At 35.1% G+C, this 25291-nt stretch carries 19 protein-coding genes and 1 pseudogene; 5 read left to right on the plus strand and 15 right to left on the minus strand.

The features are described 5' to 3' along the window. Positions 1-4 precede the first annotated feature (4 nt). Positions 5-244: a DUF7218 family protein gene (locus tag FND99_RS13685; RefSeq protein WP_144338511.1), complete on the minus strand. Its 240-nt coding sequence runs from the start codon at positions 242-244 to the stop codon at positions 5-7. A gap of 338 nt (positions 245-582) precedes the next feature. Next, positions 583-978, minus strand: a complete 396-nt coding sequence (locus FND99_RS13690) for a hypothetical protein (RefSeq protein ID WP_144338512.1) — start codon at positions 976-978, stop codon at positions 583-585. 203 nt (positions 979-1181) lie between these two features. On the opposite strand from FND99_RS13690, the gene FND99_RS13695 reads away from it, so the two are divergent. After that, positions 1182-1769 (plus strand): DUF4142 domain-containing protein, encoded by a 588-nt coding sequence (locus FND99_RS13695; protein WP_144338513.1) that lies wholly within the window; start codon positions 1182-1184, stop codon positions 1767-1769. A 230-nt stretch (positions 1770-1999) separates the two neighbouring features. Here FND99_RS13695 and FND99_RS13700 read toward each other — a convergent pair whose 3' ends face one another. The 5 genes from FND99_RS13700 to galA form a co-directional block, all read right to left on the minus strand. After that, a complete protein-coding gene (locus FND99_RS13700; RefSeq protein ID WP_144338514.1) occupies positions 2000-2983 on the minus strand; it encodes an aldo/keto reductase in 984 nt (327 codons plus the stop codon). A gap of 237 nt (positions 2984-3220) precedes the next feature. Then, a complete protein-coding gene (locus FND99_RS13705; RefSeq protein ID WP_144338515.1) occupies positions 3221-4273 on the minus strand; it encodes an NAD(P)-dependent alcohol dehydrogenase in 1053 nt (350 codons plus the stop codon). A 230-nt stretch (positions 4274-4503) separates the two neighbouring features. After that, positions 4504-4908, minus strand: coding sequence for a cupin domain-containing protein (locus FND99_RS13710; protein WP_144338516.1), 405 nt, complete (start codon positions 4906-4908; stop codon positions 4504-4506). A 394-nt stretch (positions 4909-5302) separates the two neighbouring features. Continuing rightward, positions 5303-6172: a helix-turn-helix domain-containing protein gene (locus FND99_RS13715; protein ID WP_144338517.1), complete on the minus strand. Its 870-nt coding sequence runs from the start codon at positions 6170-6172 to the stop codon at positions 5303-5305. A gap of 216 nt (positions 6173-6388) precedes the next feature. Continuing rightward, positions 6389-9205, minus strand: a complete 2817-nt coding sequence (gene galA, locus FND99_RS13720; protein WP_144338518.1) for a beta-galactosidase GalA — start codon at positions 9203-9205, stop codon at positions 6389-6391. A gap of 212 nt (positions 9206-9417) precedes the next feature. On the opposite strand from galA, the gene FND99_RS13725 reads away from it, so the two are divergent. Continuing rightward, positions 9418-9801, plus strand: coding sequence for a hypothetical protein (locus FND99_RS13725; RefSeq protein WP_144338519.1), 384 nt, complete (start codon positions 9418-9420; stop codon positions 9799-9801). A gap of 235 nt (positions 9802-10036) precedes the next feature. On the opposite strand, the gene FND99_RS13730 is transcribed toward FND99_RS13725, so the two are convergent. Further along, complete coding sequence (locus tag FND99_RS13730; protein ID WP_144338520.1) at positions 10037-10528, minus strand: TlpA family protein disulfide reductase; 492 nt, start codon at positions 10526-10528, stop codon at positions 10037-10039. Positions 10529-10807: 279 nt separating this feature from the next. Between FND99_RS13730 and FND99_RS13735 the strand changes: the two genes are divergently transcribed. Both FND99_RS13735 and FND99_RS13740 read left to right on the plus strand, forming a co-directional pair. Beyond that, entirely contained in the window at positions 10808-11110 is a 303-nt protein-coding gene (locus tag FND99_RS13735) for an ArsR/SmtB family transcription factor (protein ID WP_012025367.1), read from the plus strand. A gap of 7 nt (positions 11111-11117) precedes the next feature. After that, positions 11118-12224, plus strand: coding sequence for an NADH:flavin oxidoreductase (locus FND99_RS13740; protein ID WP_144338521.1), 1107 nt, complete (start codon positions 11118-11120; stop codon positions 12222-12224). A 403-nt stretch (positions 12225-12627) separates the two neighbouring features. Here FND99_RS13740 and FND99_RS13745 read toward each other — a convergent pair whose 3' ends face one another. From FND99_RS13745 to FND99_RS13770, 6 genes and pseudogenes are all read right to left on the minus strand, one after another. Further along, complete coding sequence (locus FND99_RS13745; protein WP_144338522.1) at positions 12628-13770, minus strand: acyltransferase family protein; 1143 nt, start codon at positions 13768-13770, stop codon at positions 12628-12630. Positions 13771-13826: 56 nt separating this feature from the next. Continuing rightward, positions 13827-14474, minus strand: a pseudogene (locus FND99_RS13750) (DUF1349 domain-containing protein). A 195-nt stretch (positions 14475-14669) separates the two neighbouring features. Then, positions 14670-16886, minus strand: coding sequence for a glycoside hydrolase family 3 C-terminal domain-containing protein (locus tag FND99_RS13755; protein WP_144338523.1), 2217 nt, complete (start codon positions 16884-16886; stop codon positions 14670-14672). A 207-nt stretch (positions 16887-17093) separates the two neighbouring features. Next, positions 17094-18734 (minus strand): DUF6377 domain-containing protein, encoded by a 1641-nt coding sequence (locus FND99_RS13760; RefSeq protein WP_144338524.1) that lies wholly within the window; start codon positions 18732-18734, stop codon positions 17094-17096. A 175-nt stretch (positions 18735-18909) separates the two neighbouring features. Beyond that, positions 18910-21171, minus strand: a complete 2262-nt coding sequence (locus tag FND99_RS13765; protein WP_144338525.1) for an acyl-CoA dehydrogenase family protein — start codon at positions 21169-21171, stop codon at positions 18910-18912. Between the two features lie 393 nt (positions 21172-21564). Further along, positions 21565-22482, minus strand: a complete 918-nt coding sequence (locus FND99_RS13770; RefSeq protein ID WP_144338526.1) for an EamA family transporter — start codon at positions 22480-22482, stop codon at positions 21565-21567. A gap of 97 nt (positions 22483-22579) precedes the next feature. Between FND99_RS13770 and FND99_RS13775 the strand changes: the two genes are divergently transcribed. Beyond that, the gene (locus FND99_RS13775) at positions 22580-24007 is read left to right on the plus strand and encodes an aminotransferase-like domain-containing protein (protein ID WP_144338527.1); all 1428 of its coding nucleotides are present in this window, start codon (positions 22580-22582) and stop codon (positions 24005-24007) included. Positions 24008-24281: 274 nt separating this feature from the next. On the opposite strand, the gene FND99_RS13780 is transcribed toward FND99_RS13775, so the two are convergent. Then, entirely contained in the window at positions 24282-25229 is a 948-nt protein-coding gene (locus tag FND99_RS13780) for a bestrophin family protein (RefSeq protein ID WP_144338528.1), read from the minus strand. Between the last annotated feature and the right edge of the window lie 62 nt (positions 25230-25291).

Here is a 25291-nt window from a genome sequence, read left to right on the forward strand (position 1 = left end):
TTTTTTAATTATTTCTCAATGAATGTATTAAGGCTTTTTTGTTCATATAGGAACGTCCTTTTATTCCAACTTTAACGGCTTGTTTCAGCAATTCCTCTTTTGTCCATTCTTCATATGGTTTTGCTTTTCCGCCTTTCTCGCCAGCGTCTGGAGTATTGGCAATTCGAGCCGATTTCTCTTTGCTGTATCCTTTCTCAACTAGAGCCTCGTACTGCTTTTCGTTTTTAATTCTTGGATTGGGCATGACTTCTAAATTTTAGGTTAATGATTTAAAATGTATGGTATGTCAAAGTTCCCAAAAAAGTAAGGGGATTCTGTTATAGAATTTTGGTTTTAACTTTCATAATTTGAGTTATAAATTTTGAATTATACCATTAATTTTTTTGCAGATGCCTAGCTTTCATCGCAATCTTGTCATTTCGACGAAGGAGAAATCTTCGCAAGTAGCTCCGCAAAGATTGTTTAAGAGTGAAATAAATTAAAAACAAAAATCCCATTCGTTATACGAATGGGATTTCCTAAAAAATAGTATAATATTTAGTTAATTCTGCTTCAATAGAATTTCAAAATCTCATATTAAATCTAGCTCCAGCTCATATTTATCAAAACTCTAGTTCCTTCTATTTTAACTTTTCCTCCATAAGCTTCACTGTCTCTTGGATGAATTTCATATGTTTTAATTCCATTTCTTATTTCGGGTTTAACATTTTTAAAACCTTTACTTTTTAAAATCCAATTTTTAATTGCAGGTTCAGAACTTGTAAATTCAATAATAAATTGTCTTGTGAACATACTTCCAGGTTTTTCCATGTAAATAATCTCTGCATTTTCGGGAAGTTTATTTAATTGCCCCCAAGTTAATGCCGCATTAATTGCATCATCTCTTTGCCAAGGCATTACAAAAGTTGAAAAAAAGTTGAAGTAAAGAAATAATATTCCTATAAATAATAATCCTGAAAGTATCTTAATTATTCTCATATTAATAGTCCTTTTATATTATTTAGTAAACCATCAGCAATTGAATCTAAAACAAATATTGTAATTAAAAACAAATTTATTTTACGGTAAACCTTATTTTGAGATTAAGTCATCCAAATCATATAACAATCTCCAAAAATCCTGTAAGAGATTCCTTTATCTTCTAAATAATTTTACATTATAACTTTCAAACAATTAAAATCATGAAAAAGATACTATTAGCCGGTAAAGCAATTTTAGGAGCAGGACTTATTATTCTATTTCTTCAATCTTGTAAAAACGAAACCAAACAAGAAGATCCAAAAGAGGTTGCTGAAGATGCCAACGAAGCAAAATTCGACTCAATTGACAGCAAAGAAGATGATTCTGAATTTTTAGTGGATCAGGCAGAAATTAATTTGGCTGAAATCGAAATCGGGAAATTGGCACAACAAAAAAGCACTAATCCTGAGGTGAAAAAATTCGGAAAAATGCTTGTTGATGAGCATACAAAATCGGCTTCAGAAGTTAGCGCTTTGGCGAAAGCTAAAAACTTTACACTTCCAACTACTCTTACCGAAGAAGGTCAGGATGAATACAATAAACTAAACGAGAAATCGGGTCTTGATTTTGACAAAAAATTTGCCGATATGATGATCGACGGTCACGAAAAAGCCATCAAAAAACTTCAAAAAGCAGCCGAAGACGCTACTGATAATGATGTGAAACTTTGGGCTTCAAATAATATTGCAGGTTTGACAGCACATTTAGAACATGCTAAATTGCTGAAACAAAATTTGGACAAGAAGTAAAATAAATTTAATTGGTTATTATTTATTTTTAGACGCTAAGATTCTAAGGTCCTGAGATGCTAAGTAATTAAGCATCTAAGAACCCCAAATCTTTGCAAAAAACCCCTCAAGAGTTGAATTGCTTGAGGGGTTACTTTTTTTTAGGTTGCTAAGATTCTGAGGTTCTAAGGGACTAAGTTTTTTTTTAAAATCTTAGAACCTTAGCATCTTAGACCCTCAGAACCTTAAAATTATTTTCCAGTCACTTTTTGCAAATGTTCTGGGTATCTTGATCCTTCGATTGTGATTTTTGAGGCTGCTTCGTCGATTTCTTTAAGATCTTGAGCAGAAAGCTTTAAATCTAAAGCACCCAAATTTTCTTCTAAACGATGTAGTTTTGTAGTTCCTGGAATTGGTACAATCCAAGGTTTTTGAGCTAGATTCCATGCTAATGCAATTTGTGCGTTTGTAACGCCTCTTTCGGCAGCCATTTTTCCTATCAATTCAACAAAAGCCTGATTTGTTTTTCTGGCTTCTGGAGCAAAACGAGGCAATGAATTCCTAAAATCAGTGCTGTCGAACTGTGTGTTTTCATCAATTTTTGCCGTAAGGAAACCTCTCCCCAACGGACTAAAAGGTACAAATCCGATTCCGAGTTCTTCTAATGTTGGAAAAATTTCTTGCTCAGGAGTTCTCCACCAAAGCGAATATTCGCTTTGCAACGCCGTAACGGGCTGAACAGCATGCGCACGACGAATACTCTCCGCTCCCGCTTCTGAAAGTCCGAAATGCTTCACTTTTCCTTCCTGAATTAAATCTTTTATCGTTCCCGCAACGTCTTCCATTGGAACATTCGGGTCAACGCGATGCTGATAATATAAATCAATCACATCTGTATTTAATCGTTTTAACGAACCTTCAATGCTTTTTCTAATCCATTCAGGACGGCTGTCCATTCCTTTTGTAGCATCTCCTCCTAAAAAACCGAATTTAGTTGCAATCACAACTTTGTCGCGAAAAGGCGCTAAAGCCTCCCCCAATAATTCTTCGTTTAAATGTGGTCCATAACATTCGGCGGTATCAAAAAAAGTAATTCCTTTTTCGTATGCCGAGCGCAAAAGACTTATCATTTCACTTTTGTCATGAGCAGGACCGTATCCAAAACTCATTCCCATACAGCCAAGTCCCAACGCTGAGACTTCAAGACCGCTATTTCCTAGTTTTCTTTTTTGCATTTCTTTAAAGGTTCTAAGGTGCTGAGATACTAAGACTCTAAGTTTTCTTTACTTTGCCTTTAAATATCTCAGCGTTTGTTTTTTTTAAAGGTTCTAAGGTGCTGAGATGCTAAGGGGCTAAGCTTTTACTTTGCCTTTAAATATCTCAACGTTTGTTTTTTTTAAAAGGTTCTAAGGTGCTGAGATGCTAAGGGGCTAAGTTTTTTTACTCAGAACCTTAGCATCTTAGTACCTCATTTATTTCAAAGAAGCCATATCAATTACAAAACGGTACTTAATATCGCCTTTTAAAAGTCTTTCATAAGCGTCGTTTACATCGTTTACACCAATTAATTCGATGTCTGCGGTAATATTGTGTTCTGCACAGAAATCAAGCATTTCTTGAGTTTCGGCAATTCCACCAATAGCTGAACCAGCAAAACTTCTTCGGCCTAACAAAAGACTGAATGATGTTACAGGAAGTGGTTCCATTGGTGCGCCAACTAAAGTTAAAGTTCCATCAACTTTCAGCAAATTCAAGTAAGCATCGATGCTATGTTCTGCAGAAACGCAATCCAAAATAAAATTAAGGCTTTTTGTATGTTTTGCCATTTGTGCTGGATCTGTAGATAAAACTACTTCATCGGCACCAAGTTCTTTTGCAGCTTCAAATTTTGATACCGAAGTTGTGAAAACGACTACATGAGCTCCCATTGCTTTCGCCAATTTGATTCCCATATGACCTAAACCGCCAATACCAACAATTCCCACTTTTTGTCCAGGACCAACTTTCCAATGTTTTAATGGTGAATATGTTGTGATTCCGGCGCAAAGCAAAGGCGCTACTCCTGCAAGATCCAATTTATCGGAAATATGAAGCACATAATTTTCATCGACTACAATGCTTTGAGAATATCCTCCAAAAGTGTGTCCGCCTAAATGTTTGTCTGGCGAATTGAATGTCAATATGCTTCCTTCGTCGCAATATTGCTCCAAGTCACTTTTGCAATGCTCGCATTCTCTGCAAGAATCAACCATACAACCAACTCCGGCTAATTCGCCTACTTTGAAGTTTTTAACGTGATCGCCCACTTTTACAACTCTACCTACTATTTCGTGTCCAGGAACAATTGGATACATTGTTCCGTGCCACTCATTTCTAGCCGAATGTAAATCGGAATGGCAAATACCGCAGTATAAAATTTCGATTTCTACATCATGAGCCTGTACAGCTCTTCTTTGAATGTCTAATGTTTTTAATGGTGCTTCGGCCGCTTCTGTACCAAAGGCTTTTATGTTTTTTGTTTCCATAATTTATATTTACTGTTTTTTAGTTTTTTTGTTTTTTTTTTGTTTCAGGTTTAAGGTTTAAGGTTTCAGGTTTCAGACGACACGTTTTAATCACAAAGCACACTAGAAATAAAAACTTTGCGTCTTTGCGACTTTGCGTGAGATTACATCAGCAAAACTTAGCATCTCAGAACCTCAGTATCTTAGAACCTCAGAATCTTAGAACCTCAGAATCTTAGAACCTCAGAATCTTAGCAACTCAAAAGAAAATACTCTGCATCGGTTACTTTGTCCAGCCAGATTCCGTGGCCTTTATCAATTTCTGTTATGATCGTAATGTAGGTGAATTTGCTAAACGGAGTTGCTCCATACCAATGCTCAACACCCGGTAAAATCGTAACTACTTCATCTTTTTGGAGCTTTCTTGCTGCGCATCCTCTTTCCTGATAATAGCCTTCTCCTTCTTTCGCAATGAGCATTTGCAAACTCGCATTGCTGTGCCAGTTGCTTCTTGCGCAAGCTTCGAATGTAACTTCCTTTATAACAGTATTTTCAGGATGAATATCGCTGGTTTGTTTTTTATAAGAAACGTCGCCTGTCATAAATGTATTCGGGACTTTTCCTTCTTCAATAACTGCTGAATAATTTGTTGACATAAATTTACTTATTTTTTGAGTTTGATTTAATTTAAAACTGTTATATTCTTCATTCTTAACAATTTACTAATATTTTTTTCATCAAAATAAATGATGAAGAAGAATAAATTCACCTTCAGGATTTCCTGTAAAATAATTTGAAGGCGCTAAAATTTCCTTTTTGGAAAAACGGAATTATTACACTAATTGTCTGATGTTTTCATAATTAATATTGTTTTAGAGTTATCAGTATCAGGAAACTAAAATGAGAAAGCTAGAATGCGCTTTATGAAGTAATATTTAGTCCGTTAAAAACTGATAAATGATTAATACTGTAATTTCAAGGCAAAATTAGGATAGGACAGCCTTTTAAAAATTACAATATTCAAACAAAAAATTATGAAAATGAAACAATTTACATTCTCAACGATTTTGGAATCGTTCCTGTAAGTCTTTTAAAATAATTATTGAAATAACTTGGATATTCAAATCCAAGGGAATAACCAATGTCTGAAATACTCCAGTCGGTATGATGCAACAAAGCTTTTGCTTCGTTGATGATTCGTTCTGTAATATGCGCCGTTGTTGGTTTTCCTGTCACTTCTTTCACAGATCTGTTTAGATGATTGACATGCACGGCAAGACTTTGCGCATAATCTTGAGGTGTTTTTAATGCTAATGGCTCGTTTTTAGTTTCTATCGGAAATTGTCTTTCCAATAATTCTAAAAACAAAGAAGTGATTCGGGCAGATGCATTTTTATGTTTGAAGAAATTCTCTGACGGCTGCATTTTCATCGATTCATGAATAATCAAATTGACGTAGCTGCGCATCAAATCGTCTTTAAAAACATAATCGGTTTCATATTCTTTGATCATTTTTTGAAACAACGAATCTATAAAAACCTTTTGTTCAGCGTTTAAAGAAAAAATTGGTGTTCCTCCTATTTTAAACAAAGGCGATTCATGAAGTGATTCTGATCGATCTTTTGATCGTAAAAAATCTTCTGTAAAAACACAAGCATAACCTTCATATTTGCCAGAAATAGTTTCCCACGAATAGGGAATTATCGGATTGCCAAAAAACAGAATTGTTCCGTCGGTTTCGATCCCGCGGTCAGCATATTGAATTAAGCTTTTACTGGTGTTGATGCAGATTTTATAAAAATCCCTACGACTGTAAACAGGAATTTTGCTTACGTCGCCGTTTATTTGATATACCTTAAAACCTTTCAGCTTTAAATCTGAAGTAAAATCGCAATTCTGAGTTTCTGTCTGATTATTCATTTTGCAAAGTTATGAAAATCAAACAATATTATTTTAGTTTATTTTATTTCATGTTTCATGTTTCATGTCTAACCGCAAAGAGCGCTAAGATTTACGCAAGGGTCGAAAGTTTTTTTTAGCTGAGCGAAATAATCTCGCAAAGTCGCAGAGTCACAAAGTTTTTTTCCCTTGCGTCCTTTGCGTAAATCTTTGCGCACTTTGCGGTTAAACCACTAATTAATTCTTTAAAATCGCAGATCGAAGTCCTTTCGCGGAAGCGCATAAAACAACTTCTTTGACATTATCATCTTTTTGAATGATAATTTGAGCGTAGCCATTAAAAAGTTTTCTTTTCCAAGGTTCTGCGGGACTGATAACCTGAATAATACCGGGATCTGTGTTTATAACGTCCCAATCTTTTACTTTTTGGAGAGGTTTTACAGTAATAAAAATTTCGTTTTTTCCATCAAGAAGCGAGACCGCATCCAAAATATATTTTTGTGGATCTTCAGCAGTTGCTTTTACTTCATTTCCATTGATATAAACTTGTGTTTCTAATCCAATTTTCTTGTAAAAAAAAGTTACAATATCTGATTTTGAAATAGTCTTTAAATCAAATTCTCCTTTATAAATATAATATGAAGCCTGATTTTTATAATCGCGGTTTTTAAAAGCTGGTTTCCAGTTTTCTTCAGCAACATCTGAAGCTTTACCTACCTCATTGATATTCCCTGCAAGTTCCTTAAGATTAGTTATGGGAACGAGCTTAATATCGTCAATAAACTGATCTTTTTCAAGTGATGTCGGGTTGCCGTTTCCTACTCCAAGAATTTTTCCCCCATTGATGGCGAACGTTATTTCATTGTCGGCCGTAGGAACGTGCAAACCATTTTTATCTGTAACTTCAACAGTAACAACGCTAACTTTCGCATTTGGAAGATTTTCTTTGTCAGCAGAAAGTTTGATGTTTTCAGCATTTCCAGTAGTTTTCTGAATATCTGTTACGATTTTTTTTCCGTTTTTATAACCAATTGCTTCAAGCGTTCCGGGCGAATAATTCACTTTCCATTCTAAATGGCTGTTTTTCATCATTTTCTTTTTTCCGAGGCTTTTCTTATTCAGAAAAAGCTCCACTTCATCACAGTTGGAATATGCCCAAACATCGATTTCTTTTCCTTCCCTTCCACTCCAGTTCCAATGTGGCAAAAGATGCAAAACAGGTTTATCTCCCCACCATGATTTCAAATAAAATACATTGTCTTTCGGGAAACCGCAAACATCCATCATCCCGAAATACGACGTTACCGACGGCCAGCCATAAGGCGTTGGTTCTCCGCGATAATCAAAACCCGTCCAGATAAACATTCCGGCGAGATACGGGCGTTCTGCATAAAATTTCCAGCCTTCTTCAATACTATAAAAACTCGGACGTGGTTTTTTGTCGTATGCACTTTGATAATGTTTGGCATCATCTGTAAAATAAATGCCTCGCGTTGCGAATGTTGAACCTTCCTCCGTTCCCATTCCGGGTTGGTTTTTAAACTCGTTTCTGTGTGCATCAATATCGCCGTTTCCCAGATAATTATAGCCCATAATTTCAACAACAGATGAAATTCCGCTTCTAAATCCACTGCTGATTCCGACTGTTACAGGTCGCGTAGAATCAATACTTTTAGCGAAATTCTGCATTACATTTGTAATTCTTTCGCCCACAATATTGCCCTCGATATTCCATTCTTCATTTCCAACTGACCAGCAGAAAATACTCGGATGATTTCGATCGCGTTCTATCATTCGTTTTAAATCATTCAAATGATAATCATTTATTCCCATCAATCGAGTTTCATCAATAACGAGCATTCCGAGTTCGTCGCAAGCTTTCAATAGTTCCGGAGTTGGAGGATGATGTGAACAACGATAGGCATTCGAACCCATTTCTTTCAATTTTTTAATTCGGTAATACTGAATTTCATCCGGCAAAGCGGTTCCAATTCCGGCATGATCTTGATGATTATTGGTTCCCTTTAATTTTAAAGGTTTTCCGTTTAAGAAAAAGCCGTTTTCTGGGTCAAACTTAATTGTTCTGATTCCGAAACGCGTTTCATAATTATCAATTACTTTTCCGTTTTGCTTAATTTGCGTTTCTAAGCGATATAAATTTGGCGAATCAACATCCCACAAAAGCGGATTTTTGACATTTAATTTCGAAGTAAAACTATAAGTTTTGTAAAATTCTGGCGCATTTCCGTTTTCCGAAACACTTACAATTTGTTTTCCCGAAGCATCAAAAATCGTCTGAATGATTTCAATCGAACCTTTATAATTTCCTTTGTTTTCAATTGCAACTTCGGCATTAATTGTTGCTTCATTATTTTTTATTTCCGAAGTAACATAAGTTCCATTTGTCTTAACATGAATAGGGTTTGTTTTTTGCAGATAAACATGCCTGTAAATACCTGCACCTTCATAAAACCAACCTTCTTCCATCGAGGCATCAACGCGAACCACAATTGTATTTTCTCCGCCATAATTCACATAAGCCGTTACATCATATTCAAATCCGTTGTAACCGCTTTGTTCTGTTCCGAGATAATAACCGTTAAAAAATACTTTTGAATTCCTGAAAACGCCGTCAAATTTCAAACTGATAATTTTGTTTTTATCGGTTTCTGGAATATTTATTTTCTTGCGGTACCAGCCAATGCTTTTGTCCGGAAATCCTTTTCCAGCGGTTTTAAATCCGTGGCTGAAACTGCCGCTTTCGCTAAAGTCTTGTTCAACCGCCCAATCGTGCGGCAAATCGAGTTTTCGCCAAGCACGATCGTCAAAATCTTTTGCAGCCGGGCCATCACCAAAACCCGTTTTTGTTAAATAAGAAAAATATCCTGTTGCATGTCCAAAATCTTTCTCAGCATCAAATAAATGTCCAAATGAAAATCGCCAGTCTTTATCAATCAAAATCAATTCTCGATCTGATTTGTTTTGGGCGAAAGCCAGACTTGAAAACACAAAAATAAAAACGCAAAAAGCTTTTTTAAGAAAAGAATTTCTCATGAAAAATAGTTTGGTGATCGTTAGAAAATATAAAATTAGGCTTTTGAAGGCAGTTATTTTAATAGTATTTTATCAAAAACATAAACTATTATCCTTGTACACCCCGCAAAAAATAGCTACTAAAATTTAGAATCATTCTATTGGCTCTACGTTCTGAAATAATTTTCTTTTGGTGTAATTTTATACTAAAATAAAAAAAAACAAAGACTATTATGAGTGTTATTAAAGATGAAAAAAAGCTTCTGAGCGCCATTAAACGTATCGATGAAAAGATCGATAAGAATAATGACCAAAAGATTCTTGCCTTTTTTGAATCTCTTGGATTAACTGAAAGAGAAGATGTTTCTAAGAATTTTCTGGACTGGGAAACGATTCTTATTGTCGTTCCAGATCGGCATATTTCGCATGAATTAAAATATTATAAATTCTCAATATCCAGACTATTTTTTGTGACTAATCCGTATGCCGACAAAATTCATATTTATGATTTTGACGAATGGAAAAGCGCAACCCGAAATAAATCGCAATTCCAAATCAGAGAAATGATGAAATCGAGTTTTGGAGGCGTTAAAAAGGCAAATACAGAAAATGAATAATTAAAAAAAGTCCCTGATGTTGGGACTTTTTTTTGTTTCAGGTTTCAGGTTATGCGCAAAGTAAACCCGACAGGTTTTAAAAACCTGTCGGGTTTGAAATTTGAAACTTTGAACTTGAAACCGGTTGTCCGCAAAAGTAAACCCGACAGGTTTTTAAAACCTGTCGGGTTTGAAGCTTGATCCCGAGGCTTCGAGAGAACTTCAAACCTGAAACAAAGAAAACTTGAAACAAAATTTATTTAGTCAACAACCCGTTAACCATATCTTCTAATGCTTTTCCGTGGATGTTTTTAGCTAAAATGATTCCGTTTTTGTCAATTAAAAAATTCAGTGGAACAGATTGCAGCATATACGCACTTACAACTGGCGAACTCCAGTATTTTAAGTCGCTTACGTTGGTCCAAGGCAATTTTCCTTTTGCAATTGCAGCCGTCCATAATGGCTTTTTTGTATCCATTGAAACACTATAGATTGATAATTTATCAGGATAAGCATTATGCAATTTTAATAATGCTGGCTGTTCTTTAATGCAAGGTCCGCACCAAGAAGCCCAAAAATCCACAAGAACTAATGAACCTCTGAAAGAAGAAAGCGACACAACATTTCCTTTAGTGTCAGGAAGCTCGATTTCTGGCGCAATATCACCAACATCAACTCCAACAACTTGTGCTTTTGAACTGGTGATTACACAACATAAGAAGCCTAAAATAAGTAATGTTTTTTTCATAATTGATTAAGTTTGTTTTTGTTTTTTGGGGCTGTTTATTTGTCATTTCGACGAAGGAGAAATCACACTAGAAGCTCAACAAAGAGAATCGACAATCTTTATCGATTAACGAGTGTGATTTCTCCTTCGTCGAAATGACATAAAATGAGAATTAGGATAACGAAACAAATATAAATTTTCTTTATTAAAATCTTCGTCATTTCTTCTTCTCCATCATAAAAAAATGCTAAATATTTTTCTTTAAATTGATATATCGGGAAAAGTCGATATATTTGCATCATGGAAAATATAGAAATTTTTAAAGCTCTCTCAAACAAGTCCCGATTGCAAATGCTGGAATGGCTGAAAGAACCCGAAATAAACTTTCCCGGTCAACTGGAACATGGTGGATTTGAGCACGGAGTATGTGTGGGACAAATTCAGGCCAAAGCCGGTTTGACGCAATCAACTGTATCAGAATACTTGTCTATTTTGCAACGCGCAGGTTTTATTGAAGCCAAACGCGTTGGGCAATGGACTTATTATAAACGCAACGAAGGTGCCTTTGAAGCACTTAGTAAATTAATTCAATCTAATTTGTAAAATTACTATGAGTACAAACAACCTGTTTTCTCCGTTTAACTTAAAATCGTTAAACCTGAAAAACCGAATCGTAATGGCGCCTATGACGCGCTCTTTTTCTCCAAATGGAGTACCAACTGATAATGTAGCTTCTTATTACCAAAAAAGAGCGGAAGGCGAAGTTGGATTAATTTTATCTGAAGGAACTGTAATTGACAGGCCTTCATCATCAAATGATGCAAATGTTCCTCATTTTTACGGCGAAGCTTCTCTAAACGGATGGAAAAAAGTCATTGACGAAGTTCATGCTGCTGGCGGAAAAATGGGCCCGCAGATCTGGCATATGGGAGTTATGGACAACCACCACTCTGGATGGGTTCCTCCTGTTCCTTTTGAAGGTCCATCTGGATTAAACCGTCCTGATTTTAGAAATGGAATCGCAATGAGCGAAAAAGATATTGAAGAAACTATTCTTGCTTTTGGTAAAGCGGCCGCTGATGCTAAAAGATTAGGTTTTGATACTATTGAAATTCACGGTGCACATGGTTATTTGATTGATCAATTCTTTAGAGCTGAAACAAACTTGCGTGAAGATATTTATGGCGGAAAAACTTTGCCAGAACGTAATCGTTTTGCAATTGAAGTAATAAAAGAAATCAGAAAACAAGTTGGAAATGATTTCGCAGTTATCATGCGTTTTTCTCAATTCAAACCTTCTGATTATAATTATAAACTAGCTAAAAATCCGCAAGAATTAGAAGCTTGGCTTACGCCTCTTGTTGATGCCGGAGTTGATATTGTACATGCTTCACAACGCCGTTTCTGGGAACCTGAATTTGAAGGTTCTGATTTGAACTTTGCTGGATGGGCTAAAAAAGTTACTGGAGCTCCAACAATTACTGTTGGTTCTGTTGGACTTTCTAGTGATTTCTTCGGTGCTTTTGCAGGAGAAAGCTCTGAACCAACTTCTTTAGATGAACTAAACAGACGTTTCGACAGAGGCGATTTTGATTTGGTTGCTGTTGGAAGACCTCTTCTATCTGATCCAAATTGGGTTGCAAAAATTAAAGCTGGAAAAATGGATCAATTGAAAGGTTTCAGCAAAGAAGCTTTGGGAGCTTTAGTTTTAGAATAAATCTTTTTAAAGGTTCAAAGAAGCAAAGGTTCATAGGAACAGAGGTTTTCACTTTGAGCTTAACATACAAAAGGGATGAAACTTTATGGTTTCATCCCTTTCTGTTTTTAATTTCTTCCTAATTTATTATTCTCCATCTATATCTGTATAGGCGCACAGCAGTGCCTCTACGCAACGTTATAAACAATAGATCAATTTTACAGATTAACAAAGTCGAATCATTTTAATCTTTTAATCTGTGGCAAAAAAAAGACGCACTACTGTGCGTCTCTACAAATACAAAAGGGATGAAACTATAAAGTTTCATCCCTTTTTTGAATATCTATAACTAACAAAATTAGAAATTCAATATTTTTATTTAAGGTTCAAAGGAACAGAGTAACAAAGGGACAAAGTTTTATCTTTATGCCTTTGCTACTTTGTCACTTTGAACCTTTGAACCTACTTTCTTCTGAAGCCAATTCCTAACTGGTTCATCGTATAATTTTAAACATACAAATGCCAAAACAATAGCCGCTACAAGAAGCGTAATTCCAGGAAGGAATCCGTCTTCAAGCGAAACTTTATTGTCTACAACCCACGCTGTGTACCAATAAATAAGAGGATAATGCGTGATATAAATTGAATATGAAATATCACCTAAAAGCTTGCATATTTTAGCAGAAAAAGCATTTTTAATCTGCCCGCCGGCACCAATTGCAACGATTAACGGGAAAACTAGAATAATACAGAATGATTCATATAATCCGTTTATCCATAGTGAGTTTTCGTCTCCAAATCTTGGCAAAGCCAAAACAATAGCAATCAAAATACTGCAAATCCAGAAAGCGCCTTTTAAATGAATTAATTTCCCTAAACGACAAAGTAGAACTCCAGCAAAAAACGGATACAGCAAACGCGTAAATCCGATATTCATTTGCTCCAAGTTTAATGACCAACCCCCAATTACATCGCCTTTTGGTCCAAAAATCAAATAATTAACTAAAAGTCCGGCAAATATCAGCACGAAAACTGATAGTACTTTGTTCGAAAATTTGCGAAAAATTAGGGCGTACAAGATGTTTGCAATGTATTCGAAAAAAAGTGACCATGCCGGACCATTTAAAGGATGCATTTCGCCCCAGCCTCTGATTTCTAATGAAGGCGGAATTGGCAATAAGGTAAACCCAATCACCATTGTTACAATTACTTTCCAAACCTCCATATTTGCAATCATTGGAAATAATATATCTGAAGCTTGAAAATAATAAAATATGGCGCCAATGATCATTCCCATTACAACCATGGGCTGTAAGCGAATTAATCTACGTTTGTAAAATTCCCATTGCGTCATTTTTCCCCAACGATCGTCATACGCGTAAGCGACAACAAATCCGGATAAGAGAAAAAAGAAATCGACAGCCAAATAGCCGTGATTGATTATTTGTTTGAAACGGTTTCCGCCATTGAAGGTTTCAAAAATATGAAACGTAACAACTAAAATAGCGGCAACACCGCGTAATCCGTCTAAAATTTCATAATGCTTTTTTGGTTTAATATCGGTCATAATTAATGGTTAATTGTAAATTATAAATTGTTAATTCAATTGATAATTGATAATTGTTATTGGTGGTTTTTCAGCCATTCTAATCTTCTTTGGTCTGGAAGATGTTTTACGGTGAAATTTTCAAATTTAGCTTCAAAACCATTTCCGTCTGGCGAAGCGGCCATCAAACCTACCATAACTGGCGTATTGTCCTGTAATGGCGCGTTTCTGGTCATGATGTAGTTTTTATCATCAAAAGAATAAAATACTTCAACAGCATCTAGTCTTCTAACTGCTTTTATCCAGATAAAAGGTGGCGCTTTATCTAGTGTTGTTACGCTCCAATCACTTTTTTCATGTGTTACAACCGTGCTGACATTGAACTTTCCGTCAACAAATTCTACTCCGGTTTTAATGTAATTTTTCTCGTCAATGCGAATCATCAATCCCATTTGGTCAAAACGGGCAATGTAATTTCCTGTGATTTTTACTTTGGCTTCAAATTCTCCACCATATGTTGCGTAATAAAAAGGCGCGTCATCAACTGTGAATCCGTAATGCGAAATTCGTCAATAATCGCTGTTTGCAGTCACATTCATAATCAATGCATTGTTTTTAATTTCCCATTTTTCGGGCTCATTAAACCATTGCATTTTATTAAGGCTCTGCGCCGAAAGATTTTGCGCCACAAATAAAGTGAAAACAACAAATAGAATATTTTTCATGTCATTTATTTTTATTGAACCATTAAGAGATTAAGAAAATTAAGACTGACTTAATGAATCTAATATTGCTAAAAACAATTAAGAAAATAAAGCCTTAATATGCTTAATATCTTAATGGTAAAATTTAAATCAAAAGCAAAGCTGCAAATTTTTACACTTGCAGCTTTACAACCAACCAATTTAGAAATAATGAAATTATTGAAGTGAGAAGCCCACTTTAGATTTTATATCTGCTGAAGATGCTCCGATAAGCGCCTCAAAAGCTCCTGGTTCAGCAACCCAGTCGTATTTTTTGTCATCAAAGAAACTCAAAGCTGCTTTATCAACTGTAAAAGTCACTGTTTTTTCTTCTCCTGCTTTAAGCGAAACTTTCTCAAAACCTTTCAATTCCTTAACAGGACGAGGCAAAGAAGATTTCAAATCGCTGATATAAAGCTGTACAGTTTCAGATCCATCACGGCTTCCTGTATTTTTCACATTAACTGAGAATGTTATTTTATCACTTGAAGTCATTTGTTTTTTATCAGCAGTAACTTTTCCATAAGCAAAAGTCGTATAGCTTAATCCATGTCCAAAAGGGAATAATGGTTTGATTTTTTGTTTGTCAGCCCAACGGTATCCAACAAAAATTCCTTCGTTGTAAACCACTTCGTCACCACCTGGAAATTGACCTAAAGCGTGTGCTCCGTTATCTGTCAATTTTACTGGGAAAGTGAAAGTCAATTTTCCTGATGGATTCACATCTCCAACCAAAACACTTGCTAAAGCATTTCCTGCTTCAGTTCCTAAAAACCATCCTTGAACAATTCCTGGTACTTCTTTTACCCATGGCATTGCTACAGCATTTCCAGAAATATTTACGAAAACAATGTTTTTATTTACTTTCGCTAATTGGCTGATTAATTCATTCTGTCCATAAGAAAGCTCCAATCCTTTACGATCGTGACCTTCATCATCTTGATTTGGGCTTTTATTTAAACCTCCAATAAAAAGAACAATGTCAGCATCTTTAGCTACTTTTAAAGCTTCAGCAGTTAATTCAGCAGGTGAACGTTTTTCTTCTAAACTTACTTTCGCTACAACTCCATTATAATTGCTTGTTGGGTCTCCAACATAACCACGAGCGTAAACTATTTCAGCTTGATTGCCAATTCTTTTCTTTAATCCTTCAAGAGGCGTAATTTCATATCTCGCTTTAAGAGAAGAACTTCCTCCTCCTACTGTCATCATTTTGATTGCATTCTCACCAATAACGGCAATTTTCTTAGTTTTAGAAAGATTGATTGGCAGAATATTGTTGTTGTTTTGCAATAATACAATTCCTTCTTCAGCAATTTTACGGCCAGCCTCAGCATGTTCTTGTGTTCCGAAAGATCCAAAAGGACGATTTCTGTCCATTGTTGTCAAGAAAGCTAAACGAAGAACGCGACGCACTTTTTCATCTAATTCTTTAGTTCCAACTTCACCTTTTTTGATCATTTCTGCATAAGGTTTTGCTAAATAATAGTTGTCGTAAGCATTGCTTGTTCCCCAAGAAAGTCCATTTGTCCAAGAACCAAATTCCATATCCAAACCATTATGAATAGCTTGTTTTGTATCATGAACGCCGCCCCAGTCTGAAACTACAACACCTTTGAAACCCCATTCTTTACGAAGAATATCGTTTAACAAAAACTCATTATGACAACATTGCTGTCCTTTGTATTTGTTGTAAGATCCCATAATTGCCCATGCATCACCTTCTTGAACTGCAGCTTTAAAAGCCGGAAGATAGATTTCGTACAATGCGCGGTCATCAACCACAACGTTTACAGTATTACGATTTGTTTCTTGATTGTTTAATGCGAAGTGCTTCACACAAGCTGCAACGCCATTTGACTGAACTCCTTTAATGTAAGGAACTACCATTTTTGAAGTCAAAAACGGATCTTCTCCCATATATTCGAAGTTTCTTCCGTTTAATGGACTTCTATAGATATTTACTCCAGGTCCTAATAGCACATTTTTATTACGGTAACGTGCTTCTTCTCCAATAGATTTACCATATAAAGAAGCCAATTCTTTGTTCCAAGTTGCAGAAAGTGCTGTAAGTGCCGGAAAAGCAATACAAGAGTCGTTTGTCCAACCCGCTTGATCCCATTCGTCCCATTTCACCTCGGTACGAATTCCGTGTGGCCCGTCGGTCATCCAGTTTTCTGGAATTCCAAGACGTTTTACACCTGGAGAACTGAATTTTGACTGCGCATGAATAATGGCAATTTTCTCGTCGGTTGTCATTCTTTTAAGCGCATCTTCTACACGCTCTTCAATTGGCTTTTTATCATCAAGATAAACCGGAACTTTATTTTGTGCATTCAATCCGAATGAACTCAATAAAACTAAAACAACGATTGTTTTAACGTTTTTAAACATAACTAATTAATTATTTAAGCATTCAATTTAATAAAGATACACTAGTAGTCAATTGTACCTTTTAATAATATTGTAAAACTAAAACGTTATAGTACAAGTTATAATTTTAAACGTAAAAAAGTAGTGAATCAAAAAATTAAAATATTCATTTTCAAATATTTAATAAAAAAAATAGAGCAAAAAAAGTAGTGATTTTAAAATATATTTTTACGATTTCAAGGCCATTGAGCCAATTTTCATGACCATTTCTTCAAAATCATTTCGAGAAACTGCAGCCTTATTTCGAGCTCTGGTTCTGTAATTGTAAATTGTGCTCAACGAATAACGAAGAAATGCCGCAATCTTGACACTATCTGTAATTCCGAGGCGTATTAAAGCAAAGATTCTTAATTCGGTGTTTAGCAGTTCTCCTTGTTTTAAAACTATTTGTTCTTCTGGAATCAACAGCGCATTAAAATCCTTTACGAATGTTGGATATAAATTCAAAAAGATAATATCGAAGTTTTTATATAATTCCTCTAATTCGTTATCTACCAGAGTTGTAGATTTCAAAATTTTATAAATTTCATCAAACTGTTTCGCCGCCGCTTTTTTATTTAAGATGATGCGATAATTTTCTAATTTATTGATGTAAGTCGAACAAAGACTGAAAAAATGCGCTATATATTCTTCCTTAACATGATTAGATTCAGATAATTGCGAATTTCTTTCTTTTAATTGTTCGTTCGTTTCTGTAATGTCTTTGTTTAATTCGGCCAATTTCTGACTGGTCTCATAGAGTTCTCCACGAATTCTTGAAACCTTTTTCATTTGTTTGTAAACATAAACTACGGCTGCAATCAAAAATATCGACAATAAACTGATACAGAGCAAATAAGTCTGAAGTTCTGCTTTGCGTTTTGCTTCTCTTTCCAGATAAACCGTGTTGATTATCGAGTAAACCTCTGACATTAAAAGCGTTCTAAATTGAACATTACAATAAAGTGCATCTTCAATTGCCGATTGTGTAAGTTTATAGGCCATATCAACATCGCCAATTTCATAAAAAACCGATGCTAATTCTTGCAACGAAGCGTTGTCTTTATTTGCATTTTTTAAATCGGAAGTAGCCGAAAGCGCATAATACTTTTTCTGAAGTTCTATATTATGGGTTGCTTCGTTAATTTTCCCCAAAAGATAAGTAATCATCGCATATTGCGGATTATCTTCTGTGGTTGTTTGCAGTAATTTTTCGAGCTGTTTTTGCGAATTGTCATATTTCTTATAAAAAATATCCTGCGTTAGCCTTGTAATTTTATAATCTAAAGTATTTGGCTTTAAAATCAATAAAAGCGAATCACGATATTTTACAATTTGCTGGCGGTATTCTTCATTATAACTGTTCGCCGCATAATGTTCAAAAAATTCACGATAAGCGATGTAGTAATTTGGTAATAAATTTAATGGCAGTTCACTTTTCTTAATGCTTTTTAAAATCGCTTCCGATTCGCGGTATTTCCCCGAAGATGAATACAATGTAACCAACTCTAATTGCGCCAAATTAAGAAGTTCTTTTTTCTGAAGTTCGCCTGCAATTTTAATATTCTTTTTTACGTAGCGAATAGCCGAATCAGAATTGAATTTCTGATATTCTAAATATAATGTCTTATTGTAATTGTACTCTTGTTCTGGGGTTAACGTCTCAGATTTTATTTTTTTGAAGTTTAAAATCCGTTCTTCTTTCAGCTTAACGTAATGCTGTTTATTTTTTAAAGCATCGTTCAATTTAACCAAAATAATATCTTCGCTATCCAAAGCAAATGTTGGAAAGCTAAGCAATAAGGTGTAAAACAGTAAAAGGTTTTTCAATTTGGTGGTCGATAGTTTTTAGAAAAGCAAATATAATGAGATACTGAGGTTCTAAGATGCTAAGATTCTAAGTTTTTTTTATTTGCCACGAATTGCACTAATTTTCACGAATTTTTATTTTCTTTTTAATGATTATGATTTGTAAAAATTAGTGCAATTTGTGGCAAAAAATATTTTATAGCTTAGCAATTGGCGCTGAAAGACAACTTTCCGGAATATCAAAAGCATTGACCAAAGCCACAGCATCTGGGCGAATATCCCAACACAACTGATTGACCAATTTACGGATCGCTTTTGTTTTTACAGCTTCCATATAACCGTCTTCAAGGTACCAAGCTTTGTTTTTTTCTATCTGCGAAAGTGCAAATAATTGATACAATTTGGTTAATATTTGTTTTGAATTTTCGTCTTTAATTACTTTTAAAGCTTCCTGAAACTGCTCCAAAACAATGCGTTCCAAATAGGCTTGTGCCACATCGATCATTTGATGCTGTACGACATTAAAAGCATCATAAGCTTCTAAGCCTCCGTCAACTAATTTCTTGATGCGTCGCGCTGCCGAAGCCAAAATTGTTTTTTCTCTGTGGATAAAAGCCTGTAAATGAAACTCAGCATCAAGTAAATGTTCGTCATCGGCTCTTCTGGTTGCAATTGGATTTTTCTCTGTAATGGCTGTTTTGGCATTTTCATAAACATAATTTATGATTCCGAGCGAACCCGTTTCTCCAAAAGATTTTCTGAATTCTGATAAACGATTTTTTGCTACTAATTGCATCAAAACGGTATTATCACCTTCAAAAGTGGTGTAAATTTCAGTATCATTTTTTAAAGCATCAATTCGGTTTTCAGATAAATATCCTTTTCCGCCACAAGCTTCACGACATTCTTGTAAAATATCTCTTGTGCTCCAGGTTGAATACGATTTTAATCCAGCCGCTAAAGCTTCAATTTCCTGCATTTCGGCTTCGGTTCTGTTCAAAAATCTATTGGTAAGATATTGAAGCGCAAAATGAACGGCATAGGTTTTCGCTAAATTTGGCAATAATCTTCGTTGGTGCATTCTGTAATTCAAAATCGGAACTTCTGATCCGCCTTCAGGTCCAAATTGTCGTCGTTGATCGCTATATCTTATGGCAATCGTCAATCCTGATTTGGCTGCTGCCAATGCTGATCTCGGAATCCCGATTCTTCCTCCTACCAAAGTTCCCAACATCGTGAAAAATCGGCGATTATCACTCGGAATTGGACTTTCGAATTCGCCATTTTCATTAACAGAAGCAAAACGATCGAGCATATTTTCCTTCGGAATCACGACATTATCGAAACTGATTGTTCCGTTATCGACACCGTTTAGACCCATTTTATGACCACAATCGCCAATAGTAACGCCTTTTAGAACATTTCCATTTGGATCGCGCAGCGGAACCACAAACGCATTGACGCCATAATCGTGATCGTCGATAATTAATTTGGCAAAAACAGTTGCCATTTGTCCGTGAACTGCAGCGTTACCGATATATTCTTTTTTCGCATTTTTATTCGGCGTATGAATCGTAAAAGTCTGATCGCTATGATTGTAAGTTGCTGTCGTTTCCAAACCTTTTACGTTCGATCCGTGATGCGTTTCGGTCATAGCAAAACAGCCCGGAAGTTTCAGCGAACCAATATCTTTTAAATATTTAGCATAATGTTTTTCGGTTCCAAGAGACTGAACACTCATTCCCCAAAGTCCGAATTGCACACCAAATTTTATCACCAAACTCAAATCATGATAACTCAACGTTTCCATGATCGCAAAATAATCTTCTACGTTTCCTCCACCTCCATATTCCTTCGGATAAGCCATGTTTCCTAAGTTTTCTTCGGCTAAAATTTTACACCAATTATAAACCGTTTGGCGAAAAACATTGATATCTGTCGAAGTTTCATAAGCAAATTCTGGTCGGGAAATAATTGATTTTACTCTTTTGATGATTGGCGCTTCTTTTCCGTCTAAAAATTCAGTGATTTTCTGAATATCAAAATTGCTTGTCGTTTGTGAATTTGCGGTAAACGAATCGGCTTTTGTTTTGAAGTTTTGAAGTGCTTCTTCGCCTAAAATTCCAAGATCATTTTCGAGTTTTTTGAAATTCGATTCTAAAACCGAAATATCAAGATCTTTATCGGAAAGTGCTAATGCAATATCAAAAATAGATTTTATAGACGATTTATCTTGAATACTTTTTTCAATATCCAATTTCCATTGTGTGAGTTCATTTCGCGAAGGCGGATTTGAAATATCCACTTTTGAAAGCAGAAATTCTTTTTCGTCTGAAGTCAACGCTGACAGTGAATTTATAAACTCTTTTAAAGTAATAAATTCTTTTTGCGTCAATAAATCATCTGACCATACTAAATAAAATAACGGAATAAAGGCTTGAAGTTTTGCTGGTTTCATATAATAGAGATTCGGTTTTTAATAGTTTTCTGCCACAGATTGCATAGTTTACAAGGATTTTTTTGCCACGAATTGCACTAATTTTCACGAATTAGATTTATTTTAAGCAGATGCTTGCTAAAAAAATAGTGAAAATTCGTGCAATTCGTCGCTATTTTGCCGATAGCTATCTGGTTGCAGCGATTAAAAGTTTTTTTTGCCACGAATTACGCGAATTTTCACAAATTAGATTTATTTAAAATTAATATTTAGTCAAAAAAGAAATTCGTGAAAATTCGTGTAATTCGTGGCTAATAAAAAAAACAGGAATGAAAAATAATCATTCCTGTTTTAAAACCCTGTTAAGATTCTCGTAATTTTACTTTCTAAACCAATAAAAAATGTAAGATTACATTATTGAGAATCTTTTGATGACAGGATATATTTTTGTTTTATTGCAAAAATATGATGTGAATTAAAAACTAACACTGCTAAAAAAATGATGCTGTAAGCTGTGATCTGTAAAGTGCTGATTTGTTCGTTAAAGACAAAAGCAGCAAGCATAAAAGCAATCATCGGATTTATGTTTAAAAGCATTCCCACAGTTGACGAAGGAAGTCCTGAAAGTGCATACAAATTAAGGAAAAGCGGAATTATTGTAAACGCTATTGCGATGGTTTCGATACAGAAATAAAACTTAAATTCTGTTGGCACTGGTCCGCTGTAAGCCGGATAAAAAGGCAATAAAACCAGCGCTGCCAATGTAATATGAAACGTAAGCACAATGAATTTATCAAAACCTTTATTGATACGTTGACTCACCAAATAAGAAGCATACGTAAGTCCGATGATGATGCTGAAAAACATATCCATAATATCGGCATAAGACAATAACAGACAACCCAAAATACTCAAACCAACGGCAAGCCATTGCGTTTTAGCCAGTTTTTCTTTCAGCAAAAAGTAAGCAAGCAGAGTCGTCAAAATTGGACAAACCAAATAAGCCAACGAAGTCGCTTTAACGCTCACATGATTCATTACATAAATAAAAGTGAACCAGTTAGCCATTAAAAAAAAGCTTCCGCCAATGTTTAGCAGAATTGCTTTTTTCTTTTCAGAAGAAGACAATGCTTTAAAAACCCCCACAGTTTCTTTGATTTTACTTCTTCTAAAAAGAAAAGCAATCAGAAGCATCAAAATACTGCAACTGAAAACTCTGAAAAATAATATATCTATTGATTGATAATCATGAATTGGCCTTAAAACCAAACTGAAAAATCCCCATACAGTGTAAGCGGTAATAGCGGCAGTATAATATTTTGTAGTTTTCATGATTTTGGTTTCTTCTTTTAACTGAGACAAATTTCTTAAAAATAAAACAGCAATACAGATACAGTTTTTGTAAATTGCACCATAACAGTTTATTTTTATGAAAAACTCCAATTACTTGTATTTACAGTTTGCAGATGTTATTGAAAAACAGATAAAATCTGGGCTTTTAAACGTTGGTGACAAATTGCCTTCGATTAGGGAAGTCTGTGCCGAAACGGGCTACAGCATGAGCACCGTGAGCAAAGCCTATTATGAAGTTGAGAGCAGATCACTTATCGAATCGCGTCCACAGTCGGGTTATTATGTGAGTAATATTTCAGCAAGAATTATAGCAGAACCTTCTGCAAGTACTCCCATTTTAAAAGTCGAAAATATTGACCGCGAAGATTTAGTTGATTTGGTTTACGGAGACATGCGAATCAAAGATGTTACCATGCTTTCACTTGGTTTCCCGTCAAATGAGCTTCTTCCTATAGCTAAATTGAATAAAGGAATGGTTCAAGCCATGCGACAACTGCCAAACAGCGGTACAAGTTATGAGGAAATTCAAGGAAACAGCAACTTGCGTAAAGAAATTGCACGTTGGTCGTTCACTTGGGGCGGTTCATTGACTGAAGAAGATATTATCACAACTCCGGGCTGTATTTCGGCCATTTCTGATTGTTTGCTGACTTTGACAAAACCAGGAGATACGATTATTACTGAAAGTCCGGTTTATTTCGGTATTCTGCAACTAGCCAGATCTTTAGGTTTATACGTTATGGAACTTCCAACCAATATGACAACCGGAATCGAATTAGAAGCCGTAAAAAAAACATTAAAAAACAATAAAGTAAAAGCCTGTGTTTTGATGAGCAACTTCAGCAATCCGTCTGGAAGTATGATGCCAAACGAACATAAAAAAGAAATTGTCAGATTAATGGATTTTTATAATGTGCCACTAATTGAAGATGATATTCACGGCGATTTGTACTTTGGCGCAAGCCGACCAACAAACTGCAAAACGTATGACGAAAGCGGGATTGTACTTTGTTGTAGTTCGGTTTCTAAAAGTTTGGCACCTGGGTATCGTGTTGGATGGGTTTCGCCCGGAAAATTTAAAAAGGAAATTCTGCGCACTAAATTGTATCATACTATTTCCGCAACAACCATTACGCATGAAGTTGTTGGAGATTTTTTGAAGAATGGCCGCTATGAAAATCATCTGAGAAAAATTCGTCAGATTTTAAACCAAAACTGCAATAATTACATTAATACGGTTTTAGAATCTTTTCCGGCCGGAACAAAAGTAAGTCAGCCTCAAGGCGGTTTTTTTCTTTGGGTAGAATTGGATAAAAAAATTGATACCGCAGCTTTTTATCATTTGGCTATGAAACACAATATCAGTATTGCGCCGGGGAGAATTTTCTCTTTTCAAGATCAGTTTTCAAATTGTATGCGTTTGAGTTTTGGCCTTCCTTGGACAAATGAATTGAGGACTGCTATTCAAACTTTGGGGAATTTACTTAAACAACATTCGCTTTAATTTGTTGAGCGAAATTATTTTTAACACATAGAAACATAGATTTTGCAACTTAAAAAAGGCGTTTCACTTATTTAAAACAAACATAGCCCTACTTATGTGTTGAGAAACTAGTTTCTCTTTTATAACCTTTAATGCATTTAAAAGCCTATGTTTCTATGTGTTGAAAACTGTTTTACCAATTACACTCAAAGAATTCGCTTTAAAATAAAAAACCAGACAGCGCCACTAATTAAAACGCTGCCTGGAACAAATTGAGAAACCAAGTCAATTGCTTTTATAAAACATAATAGGCATCTTTTTCGGCCTTTTTAGGAATTTCGTCTAACTCAAATTCTTTCAGAATATCGAATTCGCTTTGATATTCGTTCAGCATTTGCTTTATGTTTTTTTCAATTGTATTTGCAATTGCTGTAACTGGAGTATCTGTAGGTCTGTTTTCAAACGGATCCTGCAAATGAATCGCCATTCTTTCAATCAAAAAAAACGCAGCTCCAATTGCTGTAATCAGCGGAATCGCAAACCAGCTTAATACACTTGTCAATCCAAATGGCAACAACAAAATGAACAAACACAATGTCAATCTAATGTACATGCTGTATGTTGTTGGGAAAATCGTGTTTTTAATTCTTTCACATTTACCCATTCCGTCACACAATCTTGACAACGTATTATCGATTTCAACTTGCTGATATTTATTGAATCGTTTATCGTTTTTAGCATTTCGCAAGTCGCGTCCGTGAAGCATTAAAATCGCATTAGGGACATTTTGGTGATTTTTGATGTATTTAATTTCTTCTTCACTCATCAATCCTTCAAGTGGTTTTACAGCATCTTTATTTCTAAGTGCCTGGCCTAAACTGTAACACCATGCGATTTGTCTTTTTGCAAAATTTTCCTTGAATTCACTTGCTTCAACAGAGAAATCTGGATCTTTATAAAATGTCAAAACCTGACGTATCAAGGTTCTGGAATCATTTACGATGCCACCCCAGACAATACGAGCTTCCCACCATCTATCATAAGCCTGATTTGACTTAAAAGCCAGCAATAATGATATGATGGTACCAATCATTGTAGGTATCGCAATAGGAATATCTACCGGCAGATTGATAAAATAATAGTGAAAAATCTCAAATAAAATCGTGTAAGCTAATACAAGTACAATTTCTACTTTAATTTTCCCGAGAACGTACTTCATTGGTATTCTTTTCTTTAATAACATATTTTCGGTTTTAAATTAATGTTTTCTAGTTATTGGTTGTCAGTTGTTGGTTGTTGGTTGTT

Origin of the sequence: Flavobacterium daemonense (assembly GCF_007341385.1) — a bacterium.
GTDB lineage: Bacteria > Bacteroidota > Bacteroidia > Flavobacteriales > Flavobacteriaceae > Flavobacterium > Flavobacterium daemonense.